The organism is Streptomyces malaysiensis subsp. samsunensis, from assembly GCF_024519315.1.
In the GTDB taxonomy this organism is placed as follows: Bacteria; Actinomycetota; Actinomycetes; order Streptomycetales; family Streptomycetaceae; genus Streptomyces; species Streptomyces malaysiensis.
On the sequence record NZ_JANIIC010000226.1, the window covers coordinates 1 to 1002 of the forward strand.

Consider the following 1002-nt stretch of genomic DNA (forward strand, 5'->3'; position numbering starts at 1 on the left):
AGGACCCGACCCTGGTGGTGCTGGACACCCAGAGTGTCCACGTGGCCGCTGGAGTCCCCGCCGCCACGACCGGCCACGATCCGGCCAAGCGGGTGCCGGGCCGCAAGCGTGGTCTGGCCGTGGACGTCCTCGGCTTGGTCATCGCGGTCGTCGTCCTCGCCGCGAACGTCCACGACAACACCGCGGGCATCGCCCTGCTGAGCGAGGTTGCCGTGAACGCCGGCGGCACCGTCAGCAAGGCTCTGGTGGACCAGGGCTTCAAGACCCAGGTCGTCACACACGGAGCCGGCCTCGGCATCGACGTGGAGATCGTCCAACGCGACCCGCAGCACAAGGGGTTCGTCCCGCAGCCGAAGCGGTGGAGGGTCGAGCAGACCTACGGGATCCTGATACTGCACCGGCGCCTGGTCCGCGACTACGAACACCTCCCTTCCTCTTCGTCCTCCCGCGTCTACTGGGCTATGACCCATGTGATGGTCCGGCGCCTCACCGGCGCGAACGACCCCACCTGGCGCGAAGCGGCGGTGGCCGCGTGAATATCCAGCCTCTCCTTCAGGCACTGGACATCCAGGAGGAAGCCGCCCGGGCCCAGGCCGACGACCTGCGAAGGCAGATCGAGGGCCTGCAGACCCGGCTGCGGGAGGCCGAGACACACCTCGAGCACCTCGCGATCACCCGCAAGACGGTCACCAGCCTCGCCGACCGGATCCCCGCCTCCCCGCCGGAACTGCCCGAGCATCCGGACTACGCCCGCATCCTCACCGTTTTCAACGAGGCCACGGGGCCACTGCGGGCCAAGGACGTCTGCCAGTCTCTCGGCCACGAACTCCTGCCCAAGAATGTCGAGGGCATCCGAGCCAAGCTCAAGCGTCTGGTCAAACTCGGCGTCCTCACTGAAGCCGACATGGGCAGCTTCGCCAGGAAGCAATAGTCACCGCCACGACCAGCATCCCTGACGCAACCCTCGCCCAGAAACGGACATCACCTCACGAACCGACCCCT

The 1002-nt window shown here is 67.6% G+C and carries 2 protein-coding genes; both read left to right on the top strand.

The annotated features are described in order from the left end of the window. Positions 1-536: transposase (locus NQU54_RS48610; RefSeq protein WP_257636664.1), on the top strand; the 536-nt coding region annotated here is incomplete at its 5' end. Further along, positions 533-931, top strand: coding sequence for a hypothetical protein (locus tag NQU54_RS48615; RefSeq protein ID WP_257636665.1), 399 nt, complete (start codon positions 533-535; stop codon positions 929-931). The genes NQU54_RS48610 and NQU54_RS48615, both read left to right, overlap by 4 nt. The last annotated feature ends 71 nt before the right edge of the window (positions 932-1002 follow it).